The sequence below is a fragment of the Subsaximicrobium wynnwilliamsii genome, assembly GCF_007997225.1.
GTDB lineage: Bacteria > Bacteroidota > Bacteroidia > Flavobacteriales > Flavobacteriaceae > Psychroserpens > Psychroserpens wynnwilliamsii.
Genome location: NZ_VORM01000061.1, coordinates 1 through 5027 on the forward strand (window position 1 = coordinate 1; position 5027 = coordinate 5027).

The 5027-nt window shown below is 28.7% G+C and carries 4 protein-coding genes; all 4 read left to right on the plus strand.

Going from position 1 to position 5027, the window contains the following annotated elements; translation table 11 throughout:
* Positions 1–150: 150 nt before the first annotated feature.
* On the plus strand, positions 151–537 hold the full coding sequence (locus ESY88_RS20290; protein ID WP_147089894.1) for a hypothetical protein: 387 nt from the start codon (positions 151–153) through the stop codon (positions 535–537).
* A 218-nt stretch (positions 538–755) separates the two neighbouring features.
* Positions 756–3314, plus strand: coding sequence for a T9SS type A sorting domain-containing protein (locus tag ESY88_RS20295; RefSeq protein ID WP_147088525.1), 2559 nt, complete (start codon positions 756–758; stop codon positions 3312–3314).
* A gap of 156 nt (positions 3315–3470) precedes the next feature.
* The gene (locus tag ESY88_RS20300; RefSeq protein WP_147088526.1) at positions 3471–3923 is read left to right on the plus strand and encodes a hypothetical protein; all 453 of its coding nucleotides are present in this window, start codon (positions 3471–3473) and stop codon (positions 3921–3923) included.
* Between the two features lie 18 nt (positions 3924–3941).
* Positions 3942–4745 carry a phospholipase D-like domain-containing protein gene (locus tag ESY88_RS20305; RefSeq protein ID WP_147088527.1) on the plus strand — a complete coding sequence of 268 codons (804 nt, stop codon included), beginning with the start codon at positions 3942–3944 and terminating at the stop codon, positions 4743–4745.
* Positions 4746–5027 lie beyond the last annotated feature (282 nt).

The window sequence follows — 5027 nt, forward strand, 5'->3', positions numbered from 1 at the left end:
TATTTTTAGCCTGTATAGCAACATTTGCCAATCACAATAGAAAAATTAAAATGGCACTCGCAGTTTAAAACAAAATCTGTAATTTGGTTCTACTAACAAAAATCAAGGCAGGTTATTAGACGGACTGGCGTTGGCAACAAGCTAAAAAAAATGGAACTGCGAAAGAATATTTTGAAAATTGAAAGAGAATTCGGGGAATTTGACAAAGTTAAATTCACATTCCGATATCTTGGCGTGAATGAAAAAGAACGGATTTTTATCCAAAAAGAATTAGCGGATTTAGAATTAAAAACGAATAAAATAGAAAATGAAGTTTATGTTATTAACTTCCCTCTAACTGACGAAATTGAATCAGAGCGAGTAAAAACTATAAACGAAAAACTGGAATTGCCTCTAACAAAATTCGGAATATCTGTCTCATTTACGACCAATTATGACCACGCAGGATTTCGACTGCCGAAAAAAATTAGAGAATTTTATCAAATTGTCGGTGGAGAATTTGATTGCTCAATAATTATGATAGAAGAAAACGTTTGAAATTATCATTAACCGAAATAAAAACAAAAAAATCGAAACTGAAAAAATAATCGTGAATAAAAGCCAGTTGCCAACACGGTGTATAATTAATTGCTTGGGCAAGTGCTTATCTGGAAAATTCCTTCGGAATTTTCCCTAGTCCGTATTTGTTTACTAAATTAGTTGCTTAATCACGCAACTAACCATACACATCACGTTACCAATAATATAAAAAACTTATGAAATTAAAAACACTATCACTTATTGCATTTATAATTTTCTCTAATGCATTCGCTCAATTAGATTTAGACAATCTCAACATAATTAATGACAATTATAAGATTTATGACTATGTCCTTTCTGATATCGACAATAATGGGTTTAAGGATTTGGTTTCTTCTGGCTTTATTTGCGATAGAGTCGGATCATCACAAACAATTATAGTATGGCAGGCAAATGATAATTATGGAAATTTTGGCATTAGGAATATTCTTTATACAGGTCAAGCAGGTGAAATTGATTCTAAAGATATAGATAATGATGGTGACAATGATATTGTTTTTGCAAGTGGCAATGTTATTAATGTAATTAAAAACAATAATAATGGTACATTTAGTAATGTAGAGAGCTTCCCATTATCTACAAATGGTATTAGTGATTTTTATTTGATGGATATGGATAACGATAGTTATGTTGATATAGTATACAGAGATTATTGGGGAGTAATTAAAATAAAATGGAATTTAACAAACGGACAATTTGGTAATTCTAATAATACTTATGGCTCTAGCGATCTTGGATATAAGATAATTGATATAAATAATGATGATTTACCTGACTTCGTTTTTAATAACAATACTTATTTCAGGTTTAAGCTTAACCAAGGAAACAGAATATTTAATATAGGAGAAAGTTTTTATATTAGTTATGGTAATGCTTTTGATTTAGGGGATTTTAATAATGATAATCAAAAAGATTTAATAGTTTCCTCTGGAGGGACTTTAAAAATATACTATAATCAAGCAATAGCTTCTCCAAATAATATGTTTGACTCTAATAATAATATTGAAATATTTTCTGATGGCAACATAAATTTTACAGGAATTGAGTTAGCTGATTTTAATAATGACACATTTCTAGATATTGCATTTAATTCTTCTGGTTCTTCAGCGAGCGGTAATAATCTGATTTTAGAAAATAATAATAATATTGATTTTCTTAATCAGTATCAATTTGAAGGGCCATCAAACACTCCCGAAGCGTCTGATTTAAATAATGATGGCTTGTTAGATCTTTTTGTTTTTAACCCTTCCTTTTTCTATGGTAATTCTGGACACTATAGTACCTTTTCTATTAACAATGGTAATTTTGATTTTCAATTTCAAAATTATTCAAACTCTACTTTAAAATCAACACATACGATAGCAGATATCAATAATGATAATTTAAAAGATATTATTTCGTTTAGTTATGAAGATGGATATGGATATGAAATTCAATATTTAATCAATCAAGGACAAGATAAATTTTCAAGAAGAGCAATAGCACTTGAGACTCCAAATATATCAATTCGCACAAATGTTAAGCCTTTAATATTTGATATGGATAACGATAATTTAAAAGACATTATACTAATTGGTAATGATAATGATTCTGTAGATAAAATATTATGGATTAAAAACTTAGGGAATGATAGTTTTGCTTCAGTATTTAGCCTTTCAGAAACTGGTTTTTATATAATTGACCCTGATAAAACTAAAATGTTTTATGGTGATTTTGACAATGATAATGATAATGACCTTTTTCTATCATATCAATTCTATGAAAATGTTAATGGTGTATTTCAAAATGCAACATCTTTTAACACAGATGGATCTCATAGTGCTCAACATATTTTTAATTCAGATAATAATAGTACCATTAATATAATAGCTACTAAAATAACAATAGTAGGTATTGATAAATATATGTCTGTAAAGTGGTTCAAATATGACTCTCAAGGCAATCTTACATCAACAAATAATGTTGGTTATTACGACATTGGAGATTATTTTAGTTCTGCTAGTTCTAATCCAAATATTAATAACTTCACTTTTATTGACTTTGATAATGACGGAGATAAAGATATAATATATAGTCTGTCTTGTGAAAGTCTATTATGTGCTCCAGAATTTTATATTTTAAAAAATAATGGGAATGATAGCTTTGATAACCCAGATACTTTAATACCAAGGACGAGTTTTATTGACGAAGGAAGAAGTACGGATATTGAGATCGTAGATATAGATAACGACAATGATGTTGATATTATAGAAACATCATACAAAGAGAACACTAGTTATGACACTACAAGATCTAAAATTCATTTTAACGATAATGGCAGTTTTAACCGTACCGAAACTCTCTTTAGTTATGCTGTACAAAATAAATGTGAGGAATTGAAAATTGAAATTTCAATTGAAGATATGGATAATGATGGTGTCTTAGATTTGTTGAAATGTAATCCTTATGAATATTTGATAGCAGGTTTAGACATCTACGATAGTTCTCTGAGTATTGAAGAAAATGAATTTGAAAGTCAATTTAATATTTACCCAAATCCTACAAGTGATTATATACATATTGAATCAAAATTTAACATTGCATTATTAACTGTTTATAATCAAAAAGGACAATTAATTCTAGAAAATAAAAATGAGAACAAAATAAATATATCAAAGCTTAATGAAGGGTTATATTTTCTAAAAATAATTGATAAAAATGGCTACATCCAAACTAAAAAGATAATTAAAAACTAAATACTATTGGTTACACCGTGTAAAAATAATTGCTTGGTTCTTGCCTACTTGGAAAATCCTTCGGACTTTCCTCTGGTTCGTTCCATTTTTAGCAAGTTAGTTACTTAAACACGCAACTATCCTTACACATAAACGTTACCCACAAGCAAACCAAAAATGAGAAAAATATTCATATTAAAAGGAAAATCAGAAACTGGAAAAACTACCAAAATAAATCAAATTGCAGAATGGATTATAAATAATTATGGATGTGCAAATACTATAGGACTTAATACAACTAATTACCTGAAAGATACTCACGGAATTCTAACCGTTAATAAATTGACAATTGGAATTAATTCTTCAGGAGACAATGAATGGGAAGTGAAAAAGATCGATAATTTGAGTTTACCTAATGACGAAAGACCAGATATAATTTTATGTACTTGCAGAACAAAAGGGAAAGGCAGAAAACATATTAGAGATAACTACAATCGGACTAATGGTTGGTTAAGTGTATTTATTGGTGTTGAAGAATTTCCTATACTTGACATCAAAAATCAGACTACAAGAGACACAAGAGTTATTGAAGAATTGAAAACTTGGTTGACTGGTCTTGAGAAATTATAATCTTATAAAAATGTGTGAATGAGATTATCAGACTTAACAATTGAAAGCATCAAAGAATTTATTTCTGGAGATAATCAATTAACACCAAGTCTTTCTGGACCAAATATTTTGAAACTTTTTAATAAGGTAGGATTTAAAGATGTTTATAAATGGGACGACGGAGGAATGCCTAATTCTTTAAGTAGAAATGGATATGTAATTGAAAAATTATATGAAATAAATGGGACTAAAAATTTAATAAAACTATTAGAAATAATCTTTGACCCACGACATTTTGCGAATGACCAAGAAAAAAATATTAAAATAGCCGTAGAAAAAATAAATCCTCTTTTACAACAAGATGGCTATAGATTAGAGGAATTTGAAGCTCGTTATAAAATTATAGGTTCTGATTTACCAGACGAAATTGCAATCGAAATACACTTTGAGGAAATTCAATCTCAAATTATTGAGCAAATTAGAAGCGCAAAATTTTCTATTTGGTTAGCGGTAGCTTGGTTAACAGACAAAGTACTTATAAGAGAATTATATAATAAAAAAAGAGAAGGTTTAAGTGTAAGAATTGTAGTTTTAGATGATGATATTAACCAGAAATATGGAATTGACTATGAGAAGTTTTTCGAGGCAAAGAGATTTAAGCCTACAGGAATCTACAAAAATATAATGCATCATAAGTTTTGCGTAATTGATTTAAAAACAATTATTCACGGCTCATACAACTGGACGAATAAAGCAAGGTGGAATAAAGAAACAGTATCGATTGACCACAGTCGAGAATTAGCAGAGAAATTTTCTACTGAATTTATAGAATTAGTAAAGTAAGTGAAATGCCAGTGGGTAACACCGTATAAAATTAATTGCTGGTTTTAGCCTACTTACGAAAGTCCAAACAGTCTTTCTTGGTTGGTGTTTTATTTGCTAAATTTAGTGCTTAAAACACGCAACTAATCTTATACATAAACGTTAGCTTTAATGCTAAAAAAATCCGTCTTCTTAAGAAATATTTCATTCTAAAAGGAATAGAATTGTAACTAATTCGTTACATTTGCAATATGAGAGATATCGATATTACAGAAGAATGTTTGGAATTTATCGACAAACAAA

Coding starts and splice junctions, on each gene's coding strand:
- ESY88_RS20290 (WP_147089894.1), top strand. CDS start 151: ATGGAACTGCGAAAGAATATTTTGAAAATTGAAAGAGAATTCGGGGAA.
- ESY88_RS20295 (WP_147088525.1), top strand. CDS start 756: ATGAAATTAAAAACACTATCACTTATTGCATTTATAATTTTCTCTAAT.
- ESY88_RS20305 (WP_147088527.1), top strand. CDS start 3,942: ATGAGATTATCAGACTTAACAATTGAAAGCATCAAAGAATTTATTTCT.
- ESY88_RS20300 (WP_147088526.1), top strand. CDS start 3,471: ATGAGAAAAATATTCATATTAAAAGGAAAATCAGAAACTGGAAAAACT.